Consider the following 24,490-nt stretch of genomic DNA (forward strand, 5'->3'; position numbering starts at 1 on the left):
GACAACTACAAATGAGTGCGGCGGATGTGCGCTAACAAGCCTTCCGCTGCATCCTCTACCATATCCAGCACCCGCTCAAAGCCACTGCTGCCACCGTAATAAGGATCTGGCACCTCGTCAGTATTCCAGCGCGTCGCAAACCTCATAAATAGATAAATTCGCTCTTGCTGTGGCGGAAAAGCCAACTGCTGCAAATCTTGCAAATTGGCACGATCCATCGCCAAAATGTAGTCAAAACGCTCAAAATCTAGCATATCCACTTTGCGGGCGCGTTGTTCTGACAAATCCAAGCCACGATCTTTTGCCGCTGCCTGCGAACGAGAATCGGGTGGCTTGCCGATGTGATAAGCATGAGTTCCTGCTGAATCAATCAAAATACGATCTGCCAAACCTTGCGACTGCACTAAATGTGCAAACACACCTTGCGCCGTGGGTGAACGACAGATATTGCCCATGCATACAAAAAGAACCTTCACTTTTTCCATAAAATCACACAGCTCTTAACATTTAAGGTTTTAACAATATACCCATTGCCCATGATCGTTAGCAATAACAGACTAAGACTTGGGTGGCTGTTTCGTGGGACTCACATGAATATGTCCCGGCGGGTGCTTGACCATAATAGGTTGAGAACAATAGGGGCAATGTGTGTAAGTCTGTAAACGGGTTTCTTGCTTAACCTCCTCAAATACCAAACGGGCATCTGCACGGCTAATACCGATTTTCACCCGCATTTTTTCCAGATAACGTAAGCCGCCAAAATCCAGCTTACCATTTTCCATCGCACGTACTAGCTCGAAACGGAAGTTTTCACGGCGACGTTTTAGTTCATTAATCATGCCAGAAGCTAAAATAGCGGCAGGCAGTGCTGCCACTGCAATCCCGGTTACGATAATAGTTCCACTGAATACTTTACCCACTAAAGTCTGCGGCACAACATCACCGTAACCCACGGTTGCTACTGTAACGGCTGACCACCATAATGCCCGTGGAATGCTGCCAAACTCATCAGGCTGGATATGCCCTTCCGCTAAGTAAATTCCAGTAGCTGACAATAAGATCAACATGCATAAAATAAACAGTGCTGACACCAAATTATCAGCTTCTTGATGCAGTACCGCCACCAACAACCCTAGGGACTGAGAGTAACGTGTCAATTTCAATAAGCGCAATAAGCGCAAACTACGTAGTACCCGTAAATCTAACCCAGCCACGAAAAAACTGAGATAAAAAGGCAAAATCGCTATTAAGTCCACTACAGCCATTGGTGACAGCAAATAACGCCCGCGACTTCTGATTGGATACTGGAGATTCCTGTGATTAGACTCCACACACACCCAAGCTCGAACAAGGTACTCTAACGTAAAAACGCCAACTGAAAAGATTTCAAACCACTGAAAAGAAAGCGCATAGGCTTGATAGATACGGTATTCAGATTCTGCTACCACCACGCATACATTGACGACGATTAACAGCAACAGGCAACGATTCAAGCATTTCGCCAAATCGCTGCCTTTTTGTTCTTCCAATGCCAGATATAACCACCGCCGGATATGAGCTAAGCGCATACTATTTAAAAATGACTACGGATTTTCCGATAAAGCTCGGCAAGTTCCTCGCCCACTTCATGCAACTCCTCCACCACTTCCAGACGAATATCTTCCACTTTATTACCGATTTTATGTTGTAACTTATCGACATCTTCACCTAAGTCATGAATTTCTTCCTTAGCTTTCAGGTTCAGCTCCCAACCCGCATCACGTAAGCGCAACTGCATGTTTTGCCATTTCTCTTCTGCTTGTTCTAATTCTTCCTTTGCCTCCAAACCCAACAAATGCAAACGCACGCGCAACTCCTCACGCTCACTAGTCAGCACCTGCATAAGCTGCTGTAATTTCTCTTTCATGACATCAACCTCCTGTGTTATTTACACTAATAACTATACGCTTTTAGCCAAATTAAGCACTGGCATTGCTCAAAGAATGGAACTTTTCAATATCAACGAGGCTCTATCAACTTGAATCCATACAGGTATTCTGGCGTGAATACCTTTTTTATTTTACAAGGACACAAGGGCTTGTCATGAAAAAAATAGCATTGTCACTGGTTGTTATTGCTGGTTTAGGGTTATCTGCCTGTGCACCAATGAGCCAACAGACGCCTCCTACACCAACAGTGGTTCCCGCCAAAGACTTGAATTGGATTGCCGACAAGGTTTATCGCAATGAAACCAGTGGTAACCCCGCGTTACTAGTGGTGTGGAATGACCGCGAAGAATTCGCCTCACTCGGTATCGGACACTTCATCTGGTATCCAGCAGGGCATCGTGGCCCTTATACCGAAACCTTCCCCGGCCTGATCGACTACACCAAAGCACAAGGTGTTCCCGTACCACAATGGCTAACTAATCGCACAGTACGTACCGCACCATGGGCAAACAAAGCGGCGTTTGAACGCGCTCGCAATGACCCGGAAATGCAGCAATTACGCACATTCCTGCAACAAACCATGAATATTCAGGCCAATTACATGGCAGAACGCCTCACCCGCGCTTTACCCATTATGCTGGCACAAGTCGCCCCACAAGACCGTGACCGCGTACTGCAAAACTACCAAGCGATCGAAAAAACTCAGCGCGGATTATATCCACTATTGGATTACGTCAACTTCAAAGGAGAAGGCACTAGCCCTACTGAACGCTACAACGGTCAAGGTTGGGGCTTGCTACAAGTACTATTGACCATGCGCCCGGTTCAAGCAGGTTCACAGGCTTTAGATGAATTTGCACGGGCTGCCGAAGAAGTTTTGGTGCGTCGTATCGCCAACTCCTCACCCGAACGCGGCGAAGCCAAATGGCTCCCAGGCTGGCGCACTCGTCTGAATACGTACCGTGCCCAATCATTGTTAAGCACCTACTAGTCCTGTATCAGCAACCGCTTATCTTTAAAACCTTAGCGGTCAGAAACGTCATCCTTGTTACGCCAGCTTTGTCTGGCGTATTTTTTGTGCAAAATTCACAAATGGATTTTTTTCAAAGGATTGATCAACACAAGGATTCATGACATGCAAAACATTGACAACAATACCCGCTCCTCATCCCAAGGATACGGGCAAACTTCCGCCTCAGGCAGCACCAGCGGCATCCTGACAGCCACGCCGCAAGCCATCAGTGCATTGCTTCAGTTACCTGGCTACAACGGCGGCAATAAGAACGCTTTGCAGAATGTAGCGAATTTGATTCAGCAACTGCTGGCGCAACTCGAAAACAAGTACAACCCCAAACCTCAGCCACAACTCACTGAATACCGCAGCATAGATGGCACTGGCAATAACAAGAAAAATCCAACATGGGGTTCGGCTGGCATCCAACACAAGCGCAGCATTCCCCAAGACAGCAGCCGTGAACCCGGTGGCGCTACCGAACAACGCCTGCCTAACCCGCGCACCATCAGTAATGCTGTTGCGGCACAAGATGGCGCAAATACCGTCAACCAAAAAGGCTTAAGCGACCTATTCTGGATGTGGGGGCAGTTTCTTGACCATGACATCACCGAAACCCCCACAAACACTGCCGAAAAAGCACCAATTGCCATTCCAGCCGGTGATCCACAATTTGACCCTGAAGGCACAGGCACCGCTTCTATCCAACTATCACGCAGCGCTGCTACCTTAGATGCCAACGGACAACGCCAACAAAGCAATCACATTACCGCATTTATTGACGGCTCCAATGTGTATGGCTCAGATGCTGAATATGCCAGCAAACTACGCACCCATGAAGGCGGAAAATTGCAGATGTCTGCAGGGGACATGATGCCCATGGAAAACGGGCAATTCATCGCTGGGGATGTTCGTTCTAACGAAAACATTGGCTTAACGTCGATGCACACCTTATGGGTACGTGAACACAACCGTCTGGCGGATGAGATTGCACAAAAGAATCCGTCCATGAGCGATGAACAAATCTATCAAGAAGCGCGCAAAGTCAACGTCGCACAAATGCAAGCGATTACTTACAACGAGTTCCTGCCGAATCTGATCGGTAAAAATGCGATTCCAAAATACACCGGCTACAAACCCAACGTTGATCCGTCGATTGACAATGCTTTTGCCACCGCCGCATTCCGCATGGGTCACACCATGCTGTCTCCTAATCTGCTGCGCTTGGATGAAAACGGGCAAACCATCGAGCAAGGCAATGTAGCGTTACGTGACGCTTTTTTCCGCCCAGATAAAGTCATGGAATCCGGGATCGACCCTATTTTACGTGGTGCAGCGTCGCAAACCGCGCAAGCCGTTGACCCCATGATTGTGGATGATGTGCGTAACTTCCTGTTCCCACAAGGTGGTTTAGACCTCGCCGCCGTCAATATCCAACGCGGTCGTGATCACGGTTTGGCAGGCTACGGCGATACCCGTGAAGCCTTAGGGTTGCGCCCAGTCAATAGCTTTGACTCCAATGTCTGGCGCGAAGGCTTTGGCGACAAACTGGCGAGTGTTTACGATAAGCCTGCCGATGTTGACCTGTGGGTAGCCGGTTTAGCAGAAAAGCCGGTCGGTGATTCCTTATTCGGGCAAACCTTCACCAAGATCATCGGTGATCAATTCACCCGTTTACGTGATGGTGACCGTTTCTGGTATGAAAACCAGTTCTCCGGTAAAGAGCTACAAACTATTAAAAACACCAAACTGTCTGACATTATCGAGCGCAATACCGACTTCGATAATGTGCAGAAAAATGCGTTTGTTGCGTCCAATAGCCATTTGAGCGAACAACCGCAACCCACCACACCAGCACAGCAATCGCCTGTGACACAAAGTTACAGTGTCACCCGCTCACTAGGGGTGGATACCCGCAACAATAGCCGCTCACAGATGAGCACGATGCTTCAGCAAATGATGCAATCAGGCCAACCGCTGACACCGCAGCAAGTCCGAGACTTCATGCAATCACTCAGAAACGGTTTCCTTGGTTAAACACGTGCTGCAATAGCGCAAGGGTGGCGTAGGACTCACTACCTGCGTCACCTTGCAACACCGTGAAAGGCGCATCCGCCTCACCAAACTGATCCACCACCAACACTGCTTTGCTGAAATCGTGGTCGCGGGTGTAATCGTTAATGGTCACAATGGTTTTCAGATTGGCTGCTGTGGAAGAGCGAATGCCATTATCAGAATCTTCAAACGCCAAACACTCTTCAGGCTGCAAGCCCATTTGTTGCATGGCATACGCATAAATATCCGGCGCAGGCTTTTTCTTAGGCACAATATCACCCGCCGCAATGCACTCAAACCAGCCAATAGATTCCTCACCCAAAGTAGCTTTCAGCAAATAAGTAACATTTTCAGGCGTCGTCGTGGTAGCAATTCCTAAACGTAAGCCAGCCGCACGCGCTTCCCGAATCAAGCGTTCTGCCCCTACACGCAAAGGAATTTCACCCGCTTGCAACATCTCCAAATAAAAATGGGTTTTGCGTTTATGCATCCGTGCTGCAAACCCGGCAAGCCCCTCTTCGGGAGTAAAACTTGGCAGGTATTTTTCGACGAAATAGCGAATACGCTCTTTACCACCGGTTACGGTCAGCAGATCGGCATACAGTTCCACCGTCCAATCCCAATCTAAGCCCGCTTCGGCAAAAGCCTTGTTGAAGGCGGGGCGATGTCCATCACGTTCGGTATCCGCAAGCGTACCGTCTACATCGAATAACAGTGCAGTGAGTTGTGGCATGATTTTTTCCTAAAGTTATATTGGGCAAGGTAATTTATGGATTTTTTAACCACTCCGCCACCTGCTTGGCGTAATACGTCAAAATCCCATCCGCACCGGCCCGTTTCATCCCCAACAAGGCTTCCAGCACACATGCCTTTTCATTGATCCAGCCATTCATGCCCGCCGCTTTCAGCATCGCGTACTCCCCGCTGACATGGTAAACGTAGGTCGGTGCTTTGAACTCTTCTTTGATGCGGCGCACGATGTCGAGGTAGGGCATCCCCGGCTTGATCATCACCATATCCGCACCTTCTTGCAGGTCGAGCGCGACTTCCCACAAGGCTTCGTCGGAATTGGCAGGATCCATCTGGTAACTGTATTTATTACCGCCCTTCAAGTTTGCTGCTGAACCAACGGCATCCCGGAACGGACCATAAAAGCTGGAAGCGTATTTCGCAGAATACGCCAGAATCCGTACATTCAAATGCCCGTGCTGTTCCAACACGTCACGGATTTCACCGATGCGCCCATCCATCATATCAGAAGGCGCAACCACATCTGCTCCCGCTTCAGCATGGGAAAGTGCCTGTTTCACCAGTGCAGATACCGTTTCATCGTTAAGGATGTAGCCATTCACATCCATCAAACCGTCTTGCCCGTGCGAAGTGAACGGGTCAAGCGCCACGTCGGTAATCACACCCAGTTCCGGCACGGCAGCTTTGATTGCCCGCACTGTGCGTTGCGCCAAGCCATCTGGGTTCCACGCCTCTTCCGCCTTATCGGTTTTAGCTGCTTGCGGGGTCACGGGGAAAATCGCCATTGCCGGGATACCCAGTTTGAATGCCTCCTCCGCTTCTTTCACCAACAGGTCGATGCTGATGCGTTCCACACCGGGCATAGAGGCAATGGCTTCGCGCTGATTTTCGCCTTCCATCACAAATACTGGCCAAATCAAATCATTGGCAGTCAACACGTTTTCGCGCATTAAACGGCGGGAAAAATCATCACGGCGCATCCTGCGCATACGGGTGTAAGGGTACATTCCGGGATAAATAGCCATTGCAAGCCCTGTCTATGAATAAAAGGTGCCTTATTTTGCCCGTTTGTCGGGGGAATGCCAACTATTGGCGTCTGTACGGGTGTGAACAAAAGTGCGGTAAACCTCATGCCGCCTCAGCGGTGTTTCGCCAATAATGCTTCCATTGCTGGTTTCCCCGCATGACCCTCAACGCCAACATATCCGCCGCATTATCACTTTTCCACCATGCCCCCGATTTTTTTAAGCGTTGCTGGATGATGTAACGGTGTGCACTTTCTATTTCGCCCGACCCCACGGGCAATCCGAGGGATTTTGCTGTCGGGTAATCCAGTTGCTCAATGCGGTTGCTCAGGTAACGGTGACAAGCTCGTACTGGGGCGTTACTGTCTTCTACCGTTTCTGCTTCGAGGAAAGGTTTCAGTGTGTCGATGACCGCTTGAGCTTGACCATCCTGTAGGGCTTTTTTCTGTTTGGCAAACCATTTATCCTTGTCCTTGAGGCATGAACAGCTTGCGGATGCTGCTGATAGGTATTCACAAACATGATAAAAATCAATCAGGTAATGTCCTTGTGTGCCAAATTGTTCATCCACTTGACGGTTGATCCAGCTTGCCCCATCACCCACCGCATGGAGGAACGTGCTTTTTCCAAATCCAGCACGGCAGGCGGTGTCGAATAAGATTTTTCCAGCATCTTCTACCGTGCCACCGAATATTGCGCCAAACGTTGGCGTAGCACTGCCTTTGGCGTGGGCAAGACACAGGCGGGCTTCTTTCCAGCTTTCCTTTTTGCCTTTGCGCTTGTCGGGGGCTGTTTCGTCAATCTCGACGATGGGGATCATGCTGCCGTCCATTTCGGCAATGACATAGGCTTTTCCCAACGTGCTTGGATAGTCTTTTATCAACACTTGGGATTCATGGATGCGTTTGGCGTGACCTTCGGTGATGTGTCGGATGCTGCTGGATGCCAGCCGTATCCCGTAATGTTCTTCTAATTTATCAGGCACTTGAGCAAATGAACAGTCCGCCCCAAAGTCCGTCACCGCCCGTTGCAGCGGGAGCGAACAGCCTCGGCAAACAACCTCGGCACTCTGGCTAAAGGGGCGGACACGCTTGCCGGGAATCCGGTAGACCGGTTCGCTTATGTGGATTTTTCCGTAGGTCGTGTGCCAATGACAGTTTTTTTTCCACTCTTTACATACTTCCCAATGCCTTCTTCACAGGCTGGGGCTGTGCATTTTTCTACACGTTTGTTTGCCCATGCAGTGATCGCATCATTTCCCATTTGGCGCAGTTCTTCTATCACCCGCTGTTCGGCGTCTGCTGCTTTGATAATGTCATCACCGGCATTTTCAACCACCTCGATTAGCCCTTCCATCCGAGCTTTTAATGCTGGGTTGCGGTTCAAGGCTTCTAAAAGTTTTTGGTCGCGGGAGCTAACTGTCAACATGGGAAAGTCCTTTTTCTCTGGTTTTAGGGGATGCCATCTTAGTCTACAGGACACCGCACTTTTGTTCACACCCCGTCTGTACTGGTCATCAGACACCTAATTGACAGTGACCTTAAGTACGAACTTACCTTTCCACGGATCAGCCTTCTTACACTCGACCACCTGAATGTTGTAGTCGCCTGCAATAGTCGGCTTGACCGTTGCATTGCTGTGGCAGGACAAATCCATATCGTTAGCGTTTTCACCCTTGGGGTCGGTGATGTAGATGGAAACCTTGCCATCACTTTTACTGCCAAGCTGTTCAACGGTCATGGCTTGGCCTTTGCCCACCCCGATGACGTAGTTTTGTTCGCTGTCAAAGTCCGCCAACTTGCCTGTAACGGTGGCACTGGATGCACCCTTGGCAAATTTGATGCGTTCAGCTGCCTTACTGGTTTCCGATAGGCTCGCACGTTCATCCGCCAACGCCTTGCGGGTGGAATACAGCCTTTTGCCATCGGGATACAGAATGTCGTCCGCCACCCATTGCCCGTTTTCCTGCACCATTCGCATCTTTGACGAAAGTAAGTACTTAGGCATCAGTTACTCGGAACTTTGCAATCGTAACCGATTGATTTGTAAGGGGTGGTTTTTCCGAAAAACTTTTGCATAAGTACTTAGCAAGGTAACGCTCATAAAACCCACGCACTGTATCAACAGCCGTAGCCGCTTTTTCGATGGTTTTTCCTGGTGATTTTTCAGCGGCAGTGCTGGTCGCACATCCAGCCAATGGCAATAAAACACACAACGCCGTCACCACTAGAGAAATACGCTTCTTCATAGACAACACTCCACCGTTATTTCAAACCTACCCAAATCTACTTATAGCTAACTAAAAGTAGTCATGGTGTTGAATTCCTGCTTCACGGGGGCTGGTTTCGTCTTCGGCTTGCGCCCAAGACCAGAGCCTTCCCCTCCACAGGCAGACACCGTGTAACTCACGGCATATTTTTTCAAATTTTTGGCGGCATTGATGTCACGGTCATGGACTGCACCGCAAACGGGGCAAGTCCATTCACGTACCGACAGTGGCAGCTTGTCCACTTTATGCCCACAGCCAGCAGTAGAACAGGTTTTGCTGGAGGCAAAAAACCGATCAGCCACCACGACCACCGCACCGCGCATTTCCGCCTTGTATTCCAGTTGACGGCGAAACTCGAAAAACCCCATGTCACTGATGGCACGCGATAAATGACGGTTTTTCACCATGCCCGATACGTTCAAGTTTTCAATGCCGATGGTGTGAAAACGGCGGGTCAAATCCGTGGTGAGCTGGTGCAAACTGTCTTGGCGGATATTGGCGATACGGGCGTGAAGTTTTGCCAGCTTCTGCTTCGCCTTGTGGCAGTTGGCACTGCCTTTGACCTTGCGGGACAGGCTGCGCGAGAGCCGTTTTAGGCGGGAAAGCAAGGCTTTATGCGGCTTTGCCCCAACTACTTTTTCCCCCGTTGATAGGGTTGCCAGTGCAGATACGCCCAAATCCACCCCTACCGTGCCTTGGTTTTTGGCAGGCGGGAGGTGGTTTGAGGTGGTGTCCACGGTGATGCTGGCGAACCACTGATCAGCGGTGCGGGAAATCGTGGCAGAGAGAATTTTACCGGAAAAGCGTAACGTTTCCCGCATCCGTACTAACCCAAGGTTGGGAATGCGGATGCGGCAACCGTCAAGGCTGAACTGGTCGTTGGTGAGGGTGAAACTGTCGCGGCTTTTGCCTTTCTTTTTGAATTGCGGGTACTTGGCTCGCTCCGCAAAGAAGTTCTTGAAAGCTGCACCGAGTTGGATAATCGCCATTTGCGGGGCGTTTTTGGTGACTTCCAGCATCCAGGGGAATTGTTCGCGTTTGATGGCGTTCAATTGGCGGCGCAAGCCCATTTGGTTGGGTTTTGGCTGGATGTTATCGTCTTTCCATGCGGCGTATTGGGTTTGCCATTCTGCCAACGCCCAGTTGTAGGCGAACCGTGCTGTGCCAGCGGCTTTGGCAAAGTACGTGGCTTGCTGGTTGTTGGGGTCGAGGCGGATTTTGTGGCTGATGATCATACTTGCGATTCTTCCACGGCTTTCTTTACCCCGTCCAGCAACTTTTTGTTTTTGCGCGAACGTGAGCCGTACAGCCGTGCCGAGAAAACCGTGATGATTTCCAGCACATCGGTTGCCAAATCTTCCTCAAAGGTGGTGTCTTCGCCCTTGTTTACGATCACCACTTCCACTTGTTTGGCTTCGCAGATGGAGAACACCAGTTCCGCACCAAACCGCAGCAGGCGGTCTTTGTGGGTGATGACCAGTCGCCCGACATTGCCAACCAAAATCTTGTTGAGCAGGCGTTTTAGTCCTTTTTTGTAGTAGTTCATGCCTGAACCGAGGTCGGATATTAGCTCGAATGTCCAGCCCTGTTGGGCACAATAGAGTTCCAGCACTTGCTTTTGGCGTTCCAAATCGTCTTTTTGGTCAGCACTGGATACACGGGCGTAGGCAAGCGTCTTGCGACTGTCTTCGCTGGCACGGAACAGTTCCGGCTTGAGTTTCAACATATCGTAACGGCGGTGTTTACCGGAGGTGTGTTCGGGGATTAGCCGACCTTCCGCTTCCCAGCGGCGCAGGGTGGAAACTGACACGCCAAGCAGTTTTGATGCTTCACTGATGGGGACTAATCTATTCATATTGATTAGCATAGAGTAGATTTAGTTATATTTCAATAGAACTGTTCAAACCCCTCGCACAGGGATTATTGCAACCAATAAAAAACATTCATCATTAACATAGGACTTATATTGATATTTATCAATGTAATAAGCAGTATCGGCAGGCTGCGCGGTTAAATAAACACTCTCATCCTTAGGTGTCAGAGCCAAGAACCAACCTAATATCTGCGGCCCTGGCATAGCGATATTAATGACTCGCCCTTCCGACTTTGAGGCCATTGACTGACTACCACTGTGTGAAGCAGCAGATTGCGTTCCAAGCCTGGTGGACGGCATGAGCAACGCCTGAATCGCAAGCCACACAGCTTGGTATCGACAGCTATTCCGTTCCTGAGCCAGCGCATCCACCAGCCTAAACAACAAGATGGCGTGTACGGCAAAAAAGCCCAGGGGAAAGGGAATGCTCACCAGAATCGTATACCTTACAGCGTCAAGACCTGAACATTTTTAAAGGTTTGAAAATTTGTTGTCATCAACTGGGTCAGTTCTTTCTTGTGATCGGTATCCAGCTTGTCGAGACAGTTGGTGATGGCCGCCTTGAAAGCGGGAAACTTATCATAGTATTTCGAGTACAAGCATTTTTTCTTGACGAACTTCCACAACCGTTCAATCAGATTGAGGTTGGGTGAATAGGTCGGTAAAAATAATAGTTCAATATTGAGCCTTTTCGCACAGGCAAACACGGCTTCACAGCGTTGATACTTGGCATTATCCAAGACCAAAGTGATCGGTATTTTGAGTGCTAACGCTGCAATTTTTTCCAATAATTCACACACGCTGTTAGCGTTGATATAGGAGTCGTTAGTGATCGTGATGAGTTGTAGCGTTATCGCATTGAGTGCGCCCAATACGTTGTAGCGTTGTCGACCACAGGGGGCTTTGATGAATACGCGGGAAAATGACCACAAAAACCCCAGAAACGGTGCTAACACGAAGTGGGCGGCATCGACAAAAAAAGGGCGCGTTTGCCCTCCTTAGCCTCCTGAATGCGCGGTTTTAGTTCATTTTCCAGGAACTTTTCTTGTGCTTCCACATCAGCTTTGGCGGGTATCATCCCCACTTTATGGATGTCCATCCCTATTTTCTTCATAAAGACACGTACCCTGTCCTCACTGCGTTTGATGCCTGTCAGCTCCTCAATCTTAGCGGCTGCCGCCTTGCTGGTTGCGGGGGGATATTCACGAAAATAGGCTTCAATCTTGTCTTTATATGCCATCAAATCACTCTGTGGTTTATTGAATCGTATTTCTTTAAGAGCTTCTAAACCGTTAGGTTGTAGGTAGGCGTTTAGGTAGGCAAGCAGCGTGGCTTCTGTAATCCTTTCCAATCGTTTGATTTCCTTATGCGTCAACTGTTGGGATTTCAGGTACAGCACGGACATTTTCTTACGGACTCTGGGATGAGGATGGCGCTCCTTCCAGTAGAACAGCTCCGCTATCTCATCCTCAGTGAAAGTGATTTTTAATGTCATACATTACTCATGGCTGCTTTTGTTACCAGTCATCTAACCATATTTCCTTGATCAAAAAAACTATTTTATGGCACGGACTGGTATAGCTTCGACCCACCCTTTTGGGCTGGATTGGCGTTGAAAATAGAAGGCAAACAGTAAAAAACCAGACATCGCCAATGCGCCAAACACGCTAACAAACGGCAGGGCGAATTCCGCATAGGAACTGTCCCGAAATAACTTCCCGAAATCAGGGGGACTGAGGGACAGCGGAGTAGTTCCATTTTGGCAGGAAGTCATCGAACTGGATGGTCATGTTATCCTTGAACGCTTGGGTATACTTGCGCCCGGTTTCAAAAACTTTACTGATGATGCGGACAGCGACCTTCAAGCCAGTGGTGGTTTCCGTTTTTGCCATGTAGTGTTTGGCGGTTTCGACCGTTTCCAACGGCACACCCCGGCAGGCACGGGTCACATGGGGGAACAGTCGGTGTTCAATCGGGTTGTATTTGGAGCAATAGGGCGGGTAGTGGGCGATGCGTATTGTCAGGTTCAGGCTGTCCGCCAATGCCTGCAAGTCTTGCTTGAACAGGTACGCAGAGGAACTGTTGCTGCCACCACCGTCACATAAGACCAACAGCTCGTCAGCTTCGGGGTAGTTGGGTTTCCCTTGCTCACGCCACCATAAGCCAAGGCTTTCGCAGGCAAACTCGGTGGTGTCGTGGCTGGTGTTCAGGTGCAGTGCCGCTTCGTTGCGGGCAAGGTCGTAGATGCCGTGGGGGATCACCTGACCATTGCCATAGCTGGGGAAGTCATGGTCATTGACCTCCGTGGGTTCGACGGCATCCGTTACCCCTTCACGGTAAAAGTTGCCCAGCAGTTCCTTCTTTTTGGTGTCAATGCTGATCACGGGTTTGCCTGCTTGCAGGTAGGTTTGTTTGAGTTGGGCAATCTTTTCAAACTGGGCATTACGGTCAGCGTGTTGCCCCATGGTGCGTTTCTTCTGGGGCTTGCGGCGGCGGTAGCCGTGCTCCCGTAATAGGCGCGACACCACGTTTTTCCCAGCCGATGTCCCCAATGCCTGCATCCGCCGGGCAATCTGCCGACGTGACAGGTTCGTCCATTTCACCGCCTCCCGCATGGGGTCGCCTGCCGTATGATCCTTTAAAACTTGGCGAAAATGCTCATCCAATTGCAGGTGCGTAGCGTTCAGCCGTTTGCGCCCGCCCCTTTTTTTCGCTGCCTTACGGTGGGCAAGCCATCTTCCGATTCCAACTCCGTCAACCCGTGGCGGATGGTTTTGGGGTCACAGTCCAATAACCGGGAAATGTAGTCCTGCCCCCCGTGCCCAAGCCGGACGGCTTCCACGGCGGCGTAGCGGCGGCGGTCACGCTCATTGAGCGATTGGTAGAACCGCTGCATTTGTTTTTCTATGGCTGATGGGTAAACATCCATTGGCTCATCCTCGGTGTTGATTGGCATTACAAGGGGCTATCTTCCCCCTTTCGCTGTTAGCAGAAAAGAGGGAAGTTATTTCGGGACAGTTCCATAGTCGGGGTGAAGTGCAATACCGAGAAATTGCAGCAGCGTGCCGCAACTTGCCGAGGCAAAAGTCAGCAACAAGAAAAATGCTATTTTAACGTTTACCCGCGTGCGGAGCGCGTTTGCCAAGCGTACTGCGAAATAGCTGGTCAACAGGGATACCATCAGCAATTCGATGAAAAAATTGATGGCCAGAGGAGTCCAGAACAGTTGCAGCATGTTCAGTTTGACCGGGTTCGATGGTGAGCACCAATATTAGCCCATAAAAAAAGCCTCGACCAGTGGGGGCTTTGGTCGTAGCAAGGCGGCAATATTCAGCGACTCCTCTTCACGGAAATAGTTGAACATCGCATGCGGCGTGATTCATAGAATCGCATTTTATCTACAACTGAAAGACTGCAACTAACGGGGCATGGCTAACCCCTTAGTTTCTAAAGTGAAATTGGTGGGCCCAGTAGGACTCGAACCTACGACCAAGGGATTATGAGTCCCCTGCTCTAACCAACTGAGCTATAGGCCCTGAAAAACGCTACGATCAGTTTGTCGGCAAGACGCCTGGTTCGTATTCAAGGAAGCTGCGAAGCATATCCGAACGGCTCGGATGACGCAACTTGCGCAAGGCTTTTGCTTCAATCTGACGGATACGTTCGCGGGTTACGTCGAACTGTTTGCCCACTTCTTCCAGCGTATGGTCGGTGTTCATATCGATACCGAAACGCATCCGCAGCACTTTAGCTTCACGTGAAGTCAGGCTGGAAAGCACTTCGCGGGTCACTTCCGACAGACTTGACGTTGTAGCCGACTCAATAGGCGACAGGATATTGCCATCCTCAATGAAATCACCCAGATGCGAATCTTCGTCATCACCGATCGGGGTTTCCATTGAAATCGGTTCTTTGGCGATTTTCAGGACTTTACGGATTTTGTCTTCCGGCATATCCATCGCTTCAGCCAACTCTTCCGGCGTGGCTTCACGGCCTTTCTCCTGCAACAGCTTGCGCGAAATGCGGTTGAGTTTATTGATGGTTTCGATCATGTGTACCGGAATACGAATGGTACGCGCCTGATCCGCAATCGAACGGGTAATCGCCTGACGAATCCACCAAGTCGCGTAAGTCGAGAACTTGTAACCACGACGGTATTCAAACTTATCAACCGCTTTCATTAAGCCAATATTGCCTTCCTGAATCAAATCAAGAAATTGCAAGCCACGATTGGTGTATTTTTTAGCAATGGAAATCACCAAACGTAAGTTGGCTTCAACCATTTCTTTCTTAGCACGACGTGCTTTCGCCTCACCCACCGACATGCTGCGATTAATGTCTTTGATTTGCGTAATGGAAAGATTGCATTCACGTTCAATGCCCAACAACTCACGCTGCGCTTCATGAATTTTCGGCAGAAATGTTTGTAAACGAGTATGATCGCCACGCTTATCTGCACAGTAACGATTTAACCATTCCAAATCCGTTTCATTTTGCGGGAAGCTGTCTATAAAATCTTGACGCCCCATACCACCCTTTTGAACACACAACTTCATAATATGGCGTTCATTTTGGCGAATACGGTCAACAATCTCGTTCAACTGCACCGTCAACTGCTCAATAATCGGCTGAGCTAAGCGAAACTCCATAAATTTAGTCGCTACAGCATCACGCGCTGCGGTATAAGATGCTGGATTATTTGCCAAACTAGCCGCTTTAGATGCCTCATATAATTCGCGTAATTCAGCGAATTTAATACGCGCTTCCTCAGGGTCAGGCCCTGTATCAACGGGATCAGCAACATCGTCTTCATCTTCATCAGCAACCGCTGAGTCATCTTCAGCAACCTCAGCAATATCAGCATCATCAACGACGGCAACCGGAAATGCACTCAAATCCTCATCGGGATTTACGAAACCATTAATAATATCGGTGAGACGAATCTCTTCGGAATCAATCAACGATGCTTTTTCAAGCAAAAGCTCGGTAGATGCAGGGTATTGTGCCAACGCCCGCAGAATTTCGTTCAGACCATCTTCAATACGGATCGCAATCTGAATTTCGCCCTCACGAGTCAAGAGTTCCACCGTGCCCATTTCGCGCATGTACATACGCACCGGGTCAGTGGTTCGCCCAAAATCGCCATCCACATTCGCCAACGCAGCGGCTGCTTCTTCAGCGGCTTCATCGTCGGCTTGTACCGCTTCATCGTTTAGCAGTAAGGAATCGGCATCCGGGGCATGTTCATACACCGTAATACCCATATCGTTGATCATCGCAACAATATCTTCAATCTGCTCCGGGTCAACGATGGTATCGGGAAGGTGGTCGTTGACCTCAGCATAGGTGAGGTAGCCCTGCTCCTTACCTTTGGCAATTAACTCTTTCAAGCTGGACTGCTGCTGCTCTTCTTGACTCATGCCCTAAAACTCTCTGGAAAAAGGTCGGTAACTATATCACATTTTTCTAAAATGCAACCACATGCGCTCATTCATGCCCCCGGACTTTTATAGTCTTGGAGCAGTAAATAAGCTAAATCACTGCGCTCTTGCTCACTCAATGCGTGGGTTTGGCCCCGATGCAACAAGGCTTCAAGCTGTTTTTGACGCGATTGCCGTCTGATTTGTTGCAGACAGTCGGCAAATTCACGCCGTATGACGGTTTCATCATCCGTCTCAGGTCGCCAGTTGGTGAGGCGTTGAATAATAGCCTCGTGTTCGGTCTGGCGAAAACGCTCTAGCAAACCCGCCAAGTGTATATGGGGGTTCTCCTCGATATTTTCAATGATAGCCGCCAGCAATGCTGTGCCAGGCAGGTCATAGCCAAGAATCTGTTCGGAACTACCCGCCAGCTCCACCAATACCGGATGGTGCAACAGCAATGCAATCGCGTGCCGTATGGGGGTGCGCCGCACATCTTGGTCGCCCAAACGCGCCTGATTATAGGCGAGTGGCGCATCACCCGTTGAACTTTTTTTCAGGTGACGGCGCACCAGCTCTAAAGGCGTATTGGTGAGTGTAGACAATTCTCCGAGAATTTGCTCGCGCAGCAAAATAACCGGCATGGTAGAAAGTAATTTCACCCCATCATTTAAGAGGCGTGCTTTGCCTTCCTTGGTACTCAAATTGAAACGTTCTTTCAGCACTGCCAATAAATAAGCACTGAGCGTGAGGGCGGTCTCGAAGCCTGCTTCAAACGTATCTTTACCCATTTGGCGGATTTGCGTATCAGGATCCTCACCTTGCGGCAAAAACAAAAAACGAATTTCTTTATCATCACGCAACTCTGGCAAAGCGTTTTCTAACGCTCGCCATGCCGCATCCCGCCCCGCACGGTCGCCATCGAAACAGAACACCACTTCTGGCACCAGACGCAATAATTGGCGGATATGTTCTGGTGTGGTCGCGGTTCCCAGCGTTGCGACCGCATACGTAATGCCGTATTGCGCCAGTGCAATCACATCCATGTAGCCTTCGACCACCAACAAACGTTCCAGCTTACGGGTATCATTACGCGCTTCAAACAAGCCGTAAAGCTCAGCACCTTTGTGGAACACTTCCGTTTCGGGTGAATTTAAATACTTGGGTGAGCCATCGCCAATCACCCGCCCACCAAAACCGATCACGCGCCCACGCCGATCCCGAATCGGGAACATAATGCGTTCCCGAAAACGGTCATACACCCGCCCCACATCATTACGAATCGACATGCCGCTGGCGACTAATTTATCTTCACCGTAGCGAGCCAACTCCCGCCCTAATGAACTGTTTGGTGGTGCAAACCCTAAACCAAACCGTTTCGTTACTTCCTTGCTCAAGCCCCGCCGCTGCAAATACCCAAGCGCATCAGGGTTTTGCTGCAATTGTGCTTGAAACCATACCGCCGCCTCTTCCAGCAAGGTATACAAGTTTTTGTCTTTACGCGGGCGTTTTGGGGCATCTTCTGCACCTTCACGGGGAACAGGCACGCCAATGGTGCGGGCTAACGCCTCAATTGCCTCTGGATATTCAAGATGTTCGTATTCCATTAAAAAAGTAATGGCCGAACCGTGTACCCCACAACCAAAACAATGGTAGAACTGTTTCGTCGGACTCACCGTGAAAGATGGCGTTTTTTCATTATGAAACGGGCAACACGCGGTATATTCGCGCCCTGCCTTTTTTAATGGCACACGCCCGCCGATCACGTCGATAATGTCGACGCGAGCTAACAGTTGGTCAATGAACTCTTTTGGGATGCGACCTGCTGTACTCATAAGCTGTGTGCGATCTTGCTCCGTTACGCTAGCAGCGTAGTATACGCTAATTAAGGCAATGCTTTCTGGGCATGTCGACAAAAACGCGCTAAGGTGTCTAGCCCTAAACTGGCATTTTAGTCCATAATACTCACCCTTTTATCGCCTGAGACTACGATGAGATACACTGAACTACCCCCATCGCAAGGGCTTTACGACCCTGGCTTTGAACACGATGCATGTGGCATGGGCTTTGTGGCTCACCTGAAAGGTGTTAAGTCACATCAAATCGTCCAACAGGCATTAAAAGTATTAACTCACATGGAACACCGGGGCGCGTGCGGCTGCGAGGAAAATACCGGCGATGGCGCGGGTATCCTGCTCCAACTGCCGCATGAATTCCTTGCCGCTGAGTGCAAATCACTCAATATAAAACTACCCGCACCCGGTCATTATGCGACTGGCATGGTGTTCCTGCCACAAGATGCCGACGCACGCGCCGAGGTTGCCGCTATCTTCGCCCGCATCGTCGAAGAAGAAGGTCAAACCCTGCTCGGTTGGCGTGATGTCCCCACCAATCCGACCCCGATTGGCAAAACCGCACTCAAAGCCATGCCTTTTATTCGCATGGTATTTATTGCCAAATCTGCCGACATTGCGGAAGGCATCGACTTTGAACGCAAGCTCTACGTGATTCGCAAACGCACGCAAAACAGCGTTGATACCCCGGAAGTCGCAGGACACGTTTATTTCCCTAGCCTGTCGTCGCGCACCCTTGTTTACAAAGGCATGTTGACCACCGAACAGGTGGGGCAGTTCTACCGCGATTTAAGCAATCCGCGCATGGAAACGGCGATTGCCATGGTGCATTCACGCTTTTCAACCAACACTTTCCCAAGCTGGGAACGCGCCCACCCCAACCGTTACCTGATTCACAATGGTGAAATTAACACCATGCGCGGTAACGTTAACTGGATGAATGCACGGCAAGGTGTGATCAAAACCGACGTATTCAATACCGATATTGAAAAGCTATTTCCCGTCGTCAACCCTCACGGCAGTGACTCCGCGATGTTTGATAACACGCTGGAATTCATGTACTTGTCTGGTTATTCCCTGCCCCATGCGATGATGATGATGGTTCCCGAACCTTGGTCAAACCACGAAAGCATGAGCGCGGAAAAGAAAGCCTTCTACGAATACCACAGTTGCCTAATGGAACCGTGGGATGGCCCTGCCGCAATGGGTTTCACCGACGGCACACTGGTTGGCGCAACGCTGGATCGCAACGGTTTACGCCCCTCACGTTACTACATCACCAATGACGACATGATTATCCTCGCCTCCGAAGTCGGGGTATTGGATGATCTTGACCAAAGCACGATCGTATCCAAGCAACGCCTGCAACCGGGGCGTATGTTGCTGGTCGACACCGCGCAAGGCCGCATTATTGCTGACGAAGAAATCAAGCAGCAAATCGCCACCGCCAAGCCGTATCAAGATTGGCTGGCAAGCAATCTGGTCGAACTGCAAGACTTACCGGCTGCTCCACAAAGCGCCCTGCCAGAACACGAAACGCTGGTACAACGCCAGAAAATGTTTGGCTACACCTACGAAGACGTGCGCAAAGTCATTGTGCCGATGGCGCGTGACGGCATCGACCCGCTGGGTGCAATGGGTATCGACTCACCGATTGCGGTGCTATCCAATCAAGCACAGCCGCTGTTTAACTACTTCAAACAGTTGTTTGCGCAAGTGACCAACCCGCCGATTGACTCGATTCGCGAAGAAATCGTTACCTCGTCTTACACCACTTTGGGGTCAGAGGGCGATATTACTGCGCCTACAGCAGCAAGTTGCCAGCAAATTCTGCTGAAAACCCCGATTCTGGACAACGACGAGCTGGCGAAACTGACACACATTAACCGTGAAGGTTTCAAGTGCGTCACCCTGCCGATTATGTTCCGCGCTGCCGATGGCAAACATGCACTGGAAGCCGCATTGGAACACCTGTTCGCAGCAGCCGATAACGCTATTAATGACGGCGCAAATTTGATCGTGCTATCCGATCGCTTGGCGGATGCGGATAATGCACCGATTCCGTCACTCTTGGCGGTCGCGGGCTTGCATCATCATTTGATTCGTAACGGTTGCCGCACCCGTGTGAGCCTGATTCTCGAATCCGGTGAACCGCGTGAAGTGCATCATTTCTGCACACTGTTGGGTTATGGCGTGCAAGCAATCAACCCTTACCTGGCGTTTGAGTCGATTGGTGATTTGATTCGCGAAGGTTTATTGCCCGGTATTCAGCACGATTACGCTGTACAAAAGTACATCAAGGCAGCCACCAAAGGCGTGATCAAGGTCATGTCCAAGATCGGTATTTCCACGATTCAGTCTTACCGTGGGGCGCAAATCTTTGAAGCTTTGGGAATTAGCAAAGCGGTCATCGACAAATATTTCACCGCGACAGCATCGCGTATCGGGGGTATTGATTTAGCCACTATCGCGAAAGAAGCCTTGATTCGCCATCAAACCGCTTACGATCACCATGACGCGGAACAACGTTCATTGCGTGCCGGTAACGTGTTCCAATGGCGCAATGAGGAAGAAGAGCATCAATACAACCCTGCGACCATTTACGCGCTGCAAAAAGCGGTGCGGCTAGGTGATTACGGTTTGTACAAGCAATACAGCCGTTTGATGCACGAAGATGCGGAGGTCAAATTCAATCTGCGCAACTTGCTGGAGTTCAATTTTGCGGCGCAACCTATTCCACTGAGTGAAGTTGAACCCGCCAGCGCTATTGTCAAACGCTTTAAATCCGGTGCAATGTCCTTCGGCTCTATTAGCCAAGAAGCGCACGAAGCCTTGGCGATTGCCATGAACCGTTTGGGCGGGCGTTCCAACTCCGGCGAAGGTGGCGAAGATTCCGCACGTTTCATTCCTGATCCGAATGGCGATTCACGCAACAGCGCTATCAAGCAAGTGGCTTCAGGACGCTTCGGTGTCACCAGCCATTACCTGAACAATGCGCAAGAAATCCAGATCAAGCTGGCACAAGGCGCAAAACCGGGTGAAGGTGGCCAGTTGCCGGGCAAGAAAGTGTACCCGTGGGTAGCACGAGTGCGTGGCACTACACCGGGCGTCGGGTTGATTTCGCCACCACCGCATCATGATATTTACTCGATTGAAGATTTGGCGCAGCTCATTCACGACCTGAAAAACGCCAACAAACGTGCGCGGATCAACGTCAAGTTGGTATCCGAAGTCGGCGTTGGCACAATCGCAGCCGGTGTTGCCAAAGGCAAGGCGGATGTCATCCTGATTTCCGGTTATGACGGTGGCACGGGGGCTTCCCCGAAAACCAGTGTCCAACACGCCGGTTTGCCGTGGGAATTGGGGCTGGCCGAAACGCATCAAACCCTGTTGCTCAATAACCTGCGGAGTCGGGTACGTCTGGAAACCGACGGCAAGTTGATGACTGGGCGTGATGTCGCGATTGCGGCATTGCTGGGTGCGGAAGAATACGGCTTCGCGACACTGCCATTGGTGGCGCTGGGCTGTGTGATGATGCGCGTTTGCCATCAGGACACTTGCCCGGTTGGGATTGCGACCCAGAACCCAGAGCTGCGCAAAAAGTATGCTGGCGACCCGCAATACGTGGTGAATTTGCTGATGTTCATCGCCGAAGAATTGCGCGAATACATGGCGAAACTCGGCTTCCGCACCATTGATGAAATGGTCGGGCGTGTCGATAAACTGCGCCAAGGCACGGCGGAAGGTCACTGGAAAGCCAGCATGGTCGATTTGAGCACCTTGCTGCATACCCCAGCACTGGAAGAATGCGACGGTATCCGGTGTTTGCGCGAACAAGATCATGGCATTGCGCAATCCTTGGATGAACGTGAAATTCTCAAAGCGTGCCAGCCCGCGATTGATCACGGCACACCTGTCACCGCAACGTTTGCCATCAAAAACATTGACCGCGTGGCAGGCACGATCACCGGCTCAGAAGTCACCCGCAAATACGGCGCAGCAGGCTTGCCCGAAGACACGATTCGCCTGAAATTTAACGGCTCAGCGGGGCAAAGTTTCGGCGCATTCCTGCCCAAAGGCATGACGCTGGAACTCGAAGGCGATTCCAACGACTACATCGGCAAAGGGTTGTCGGGCGGTAAGCTCATCGTTTACCCACGTAAAGATGCGCAATTTGCGGCGGAAGATAATATTCTGATCGGCAATGTGGCATTCTTTGGCGCAAGTGACGGTGAAGCCTATGTACGCGGCGTCGCGGGCGAACGTTTCTGTGTGCGCAACTCCGGGGTGCGTGTCGTCGTTGAAGGCACGGGCGACCACGGTTGCGAATACATGACCGGCGGGCGCGTGGTGGTGTTAGGCAAAGTTGGGCGTAACTTCGGCGCGGGCATGTCCGGCGGCGTGGCTTACGTGTATGACCCCAGCGGCATTCTCGCGGTCAGCGGCAATACTGAAATGGTCGCTTATAGCCCACTGAGTGTTGCCGACGAAAAAGCCGAAGTCAAAGCGATGATCGAAAAGCATGTGCTGTATACTGGCAGCGTGCGCGGTAGCCTGATTTTGGCGGACTGGGACAAATACTCAGCCGATTTCGTGCGCGTCATGCCGAACGACTATCAACGAATGCTGGAAGCGATTCGCTCGTTTGAGCAGCAAGGTCTCTCCGGGGAAGAAGCATTGATGGCCGCTTTCACCGCCAACAATAGCGACGCTTCGCGTGTCAGTGGCAATTAAGGATTAAGGGTAACAATCATGGGTAAACCTACTGGTTTCATGGAATACCAGCGCGAGCTGCCAGCCGACCGCGCCCCGTTGGAACGGATTAAAGACTGGCGTGAAATGCATTTGCATTTCGATCGTGAAGCGGAAAGCCGCGAACAAGGGGCGCGTTGCATGGAATGCGGCATTCCGTTTTGTCAAACCGGCAAAATGTTGCCCGGTGGCGCGAGCGGCTGCCCGGTACACAATTTGATTCCTGAATGGAATGACATGATCTTTCGCGGCTTGTGGAAAGAAGCCTACGAACGCCTGCGCATGACCAATAACTTCCCGGAATTCACCGGGCGGGTTTGCCCGGCGCCGTGCGAAGGTTCTTGCACATTGGGTATCAATGAACCGCCTGTGACCATCAAATTGAACGAAGTGTCGATCATCGACAAAGCATTCGAGGAAGGTTGGGTGACACCACAGCCCCCCGTTGAGCGCACTGGCAAGAAAGTGGCAGTCGTTGGTTCAGGGCCTGCGGGCTTAGCCTGTGCTGACCAGTTGAATACTGCCGGTCATACCGTCACCGTTTACGAACGCGCTGACCGTATCGGCGGCTTGTTGATGTACGGCATCCCCAATATGAAACTGGACAAGCAGGACATCGTGCAACGTCGCGTTGACCTGATGGCAGCCGAAGGCGTGAACTTCGTGACAGGTGTGGAAGTCGGCAAAGACGTTTCTGCTGAACAGTTGCGCAGTGACTTTGATGCGGTGGTTTTGTGTGCGGGTGCTACCCAGCCGCGTGATCTGTCGGTGGAAGGCCGTCACCTCAAGGGTGTGCATTTCGCGATGGATTTTCTCACCGCGAATACCAAAAGCTTGCTGGATTCGGGCTTGGCGGATGGTCAGTATATTTCGGCAAAAGGCTTGGATGTGATCGTTATCGGTGGCGGTGATACTGGCACGGATTGCGTGGGTACGTCAGTACGGCATGGCTGCAAATCGGTCACACAACTGGAAATCATGCCGCGCGCACCGGACTCACGTGCAGCGGATAACCCTTGGCCGGAATGGCCGCGTGTGCATAAAGTCGATTACGGTCAGGAAGAAGCGGCGGCGGTCTTTGGGCGTGATCCGCGTGATTACCTCATTTCCACCAAGAAACTGGTCGGTGATGAAAACGGTCATGTGAAAGAAATTCATACCGTCGGGGTGCGCTGGGAACAGGGTGCTGGCGGGCGCATGAATTTGATTGAAGTCGAAGGCACGGAAGAAGTATTGCCCGCACAATTGGTGTTGCTGGCAATGGGCTTTACCGGGCCGGAAAAAACACTGGTGGATGCGCTGACGCTGGACACTGACCCACGCGGCAATGTCAAAGCCGATTATGGTAAATACACCACCAACCTGCCGGGTGTGTTTGCAGCGGGCGATATGCGCCGTGGGCAAAGTCTGGTGGTGTGGGCAATCAATGAAGGTCGCGAAGCTGCGCGGGAATGTGATCGGTTTTTGATGGGCAAGACTTACTTGCCGTAAGCTCAAACCAACACTTCACATGACGAGGAATCGCCCCATTACTGGGGCGTTTTTCGTGAATC

19 protein-coding genes, 1 tRNA gene and 2 pseudogenes are annotated in these 24,490 nt (G+C 50.7%); 4 read left to right on the forward strand and 18 right to left on the reverse strand.

Features of this window, described 5'->3' with window-relative positions:
* Nucleotides 1–5: 5 nt before the first annotated feature.
* The 3 genes from QJT81_15390 to QJT81_15400 all read right to left on the reverse strand — a co-directional run bounded on the left by QJT81_15390 (nt 6) and on the right by QJT81_15400 (nt 1,906).
* On the reverse strand, nt 6–485 hold the full coding sequence (locus QJT81_15390) for a low molecular weight protein-tyrosine-phosphatase (protein WGZ93189.1): 480 nt from the start codon (nt 483–485) through the stop codon (nt 6–8).
* A 72-nt stretch (nt 486–557) separates the two neighbouring features.
* Complete coding sequence (locus QJT81_15395) at nt 558–1,568, reverse strand: potassium channel family protein (protein ID WGZ93190.1); 1,011 nt, start codon at nt 1,566–1,568, stop codon at nt 558–560.
* 5 nt (nt 1,569–1,573) lie between these two features.
* Nucleotides 1,574–1,906 (reverse strand): hypothetical protein, encoded by a 333-nt coding sequence (locus QJT81_15400; GenBank protein WGZ93191.1) that lies wholly within the window; start codon nt 1,904–1,906, stop codon nt 1,574–1,576.
* A gap of 176 nt (nt 1,907–2,082) precedes the next feature.
* On the opposite strand from QJT81_15400, the gene QJT81_15405 reads away from it, so the two are divergent.
* Both QJT81_15405 and QJT81_15410 read left to right on the forward strand, forming a co-directional pair.
* Entirely contained in the window at nt 2,083–2,919 is an 837-nt protein-coding gene (locus tag QJT81_15405; protein ID WGZ93192.1) for a hypothetical protein, read from the forward strand.
* A 144-nt stretch (nt 2,920–3,063) separates the two neighbouring features.
* The gene (locus QJT81_15410; protein WGZ93193.1) at nt 3,064–4,977 is read left to right on the forward strand and encodes a peroxidase family protein; all 1,914 of its coding nucleotides are present in this window, start codon (nt 3,064–3,066) and stop codon (nt 4,975–4,977) included.
* Here the strand turns inward: QJT81_15410 and QJT81_15415 are convergent.
* The 15 genes and pseudogenes from QJT81_15415 to dnaG all read right to left on the reverse strand — a co-directional run bounded on the left by QJT81_15415 (nt 4,955) and on the right by dnaG (nt 18,167).
* Nucleotides 4,955–5,728 (reverse strand): HAD family hydrolase, encoded by a 774-nt coding sequence (locus tag QJT81_15415; GenBank protein WGZ93194.1) that lies wholly within the window; start codon nt 5,726–5,728, stop codon nt 4,955–4,957. The two genes, QJT81_15410 and QJT81_15415, sit on opposite strands and share 23 nt — an antisense overlap.
* 34 nt (nt 5,729–5,762) lie before the next feature.
* Nucleotides 5,763–6,770: a porphobilinogen synthase gene (hemB, locus tag QJT81_15420; protein WGZ93195.1), complete on the reverse strand. Its 1,008-nt coding sequence runs from the start codon at nt 6,768–6,770 to the stop codon at nt 5,763–5,765.
* A 103-nt stretch (nt 6,771–6,873) separates the two neighbouring features.
* A pseudogene (locus QJT81_15425) lies at nt 6,874–8,198 on the reverse strand (UPF0236 family protein).
* Nucleotides 8,199–8,294: 96 nt separating this feature from the next.
* A complete protein-coding gene (locus QJT81_15430) occupies nt 8,295–8,777 on the reverse strand; it encodes a hypothetical protein (GenBank protein WGZ93196.1) in 483 nt (160 codons plus the stop codon).
* Nucleotides 8,770–9,018, reverse strand: a complete 249-nt coding sequence (locus QJT81_15435; protein ID WGZ93197.1) for a hypothetical protein — start codon at nt 9,016–9,018, stop codon at nt 8,770–8,772. Before QJT81_15435 ends, QJT81_15430 begins: the two co-directional genes overlap by 8 nt.
* Nucleotides 9,019–9,065: 47 nt before the next feature.
* Nucleotides 9,066–10,274, reverse strand: coding sequence for an RNA-guided endonuclease TnpB family protein (locus QJT81_15440; protein ID WGZ93198.1), 1,209 nt, complete (start codon nt 10,272–10,274; stop codon nt 9,066–9,068).
* Entirely contained in the window at nt 10,271–10,894 is a 624-nt protein-coding gene (locus tag QJT81_15445; GenBank protein ID WGZ93199.1) for an IS607 family transposase, read from the reverse strand. The genes QJT81_15440 and QJT81_15445 overlap by 4 nt, the downstream gene beginning before the upstream one ends.
* 45 nt (nt 10,895–10,939) lie before the next feature.
* Nucleotides 10,940–11,344: a hypothetical protein gene (locus QJT81_15450; protein WGZ93200.1), complete on the reverse strand. Its 405-nt coding sequence runs from the start codon at nt 11,342–11,344 to the stop codon at nt 10,940–10,942.
* Nucleotides 11,345–11,358: 14 nt separating this feature from the next.
* Nucleotides 11,359–12,407: pseudogene (locus QJT81_15455) on the reverse strand (IS630 family transposase).
* Between the two features lie 229 nt (nt 12,408–12,636).
* A complete protein-coding gene (locus tag QJT81_15460) occupies nt 12,637–13,578 on the reverse strand; it encodes an ISAzo13 family transposase (protein WGZ93201.1) in 942 nt (313 codons plus the stop codon).
* A 17-nt stretch (nt 13,579–13,595) separates the two neighbouring features.
* Nucleotides 13,596–13,868, reverse strand: a complete 273-nt coding sequence (locus tag QJT81_15465; GenBank protein WGZ93202.1) for a hypothetical protein — start codon at nt 13,866–13,868, stop codon at nt 13,596–13,598.
* Nucleotides 13,869–13,916: 48 nt separating this feature from the next.
* Nucleotides 13,917–14,147 (reverse strand): hypothetical protein, encoded by a 231-nt coding sequence (locus tag QJT81_15470; GenBank protein ID WGZ93203.1) that lies wholly within the window; start codon nt 14,145–14,147, stop codon nt 13,917–13,919.
* A gap of 224 nt (nt 14,148–14,371) precedes the next feature.
* Nucleotides 14,372–14,448 (reverse strand) — tRNA-Ile (locus tag QJT81_15475).
* A 15-nt stretch (nt 14,449–14,463) separates the two neighbouring features.
* The gene (gene rpoD, locus QJT81_15480) at nt 14,464–16,332 is read right to left on the reverse strand and encodes an RNA polymerase sigma factor RpoD (protein WGZ93204.1); all 1,869 of its coding nucleotides are present in this window, start codon (nt 16,330–16,332) and stop codon (nt 14,464–14,466) included.
* A gap of 71 nt (nt 16,333–16,403) precedes the next feature.
* Nucleotides 16,404–18,167: a DNA primase gene (dnaG, locus tag QJT81_15485; GenBank protein ID WGZ93205.1), complete on the reverse strand. Its 1,764-nt coding sequence runs from the start codon at nt 18,165–18,167 to the stop codon at nt 16,404–16,406.
* Between the two features lie 156 nt (nt 18,168–18,323).
* On the opposite strand from dnaG, the gene gltB reads away from it, so the two are divergent.
* Both gltB and QJT81_15495 read left to right on the forward strand, forming a co-directional pair.
* A complete protein-coding gene (gene gltB, locus QJT81_15490) occupies nt 18,324–22,919 on the forward strand; it encodes a glutamate synthase large subunit (protein ID WGZ93206.1) in 4,596 nt (1,531 codons plus the stop codon).
* 18 nt (nt 22,920–22,937) lie between these two features.
* Nucleotides 22,938–24,428: a glutamate synthase subunit beta gene (locus tag QJT81_15495; GenBank protein ID WGZ93207.1), complete on the forward strand. Its 1,491-nt coding sequence runs from the start codon at nt 22,938–22,940 to the stop codon at nt 24,426–24,428.
* The last annotated feature ends 62 nt before the right edge of the window (nt 24,429–24,490 follow it).

The sequence above is a fragment of the Candidatus Thiothrix putei genome (genome assembly GCA_029972225.1).
GTDB lineage: Bacteria > Pseudomonadota > Gammaproteobacteria > Thiotrichales > Thiotrichaceae > Thiothrix > Thiothrix putei.